The sequence below is a fragment of the Paraburkholderia sp. SIMBA_030 genome, from assembly GCF_046535245.1.
In the GTDB taxonomy this organism is placed as follows: Bacteria; Pseudomonadota; Gammaproteobacteria; order Burkholderiales; family Burkholderiaceae; genus Paraburkholderia.
This window is the reverse complement of record NZ_JAWRXB010001350.1, coordinates 1-245: the sequence shown is the minus strand read 5'-3', so window position 1 is coordinate 245 and position 245 is coordinate 1. Positions and strand designations below refer to the sequence as shown.

Here is a 245-nt window from a genome sequence, read left to right as displayed (position 1 = left end):
GGACGAATGCGAAAAGTTCGATGAAAGCGAAGGCGGCCGGTCGCTCACGATCGATTTACCTTTGTCACGTGTGCATGCTTATGGCGGAGGTGCATTGCTGATGAAAAAGCTCGAACAGGCCCAAGCTCCTAGCCACTATTTGAAAGTCTATTTTTGGGGAAAGATTAAGGCGCGTGATCAACGACCAGGCTACGTTGTCGAAATTGAGGCGCTCGACAATCTAGTATTCAAAGCGATTGCACGAC

At 49.4% G+C, this 245-nt stretch carries 1 protein-coding gene; it reads left to right on the top strand.

Annotated features, from left to right (window positions below; genetic code table 11):
* Positions 1 to 245: hypothetical protein (locus SB772_RS44430; protein WP_410839080.1), on the top strand; the 245-nt coding region annotated here is incomplete at both ends.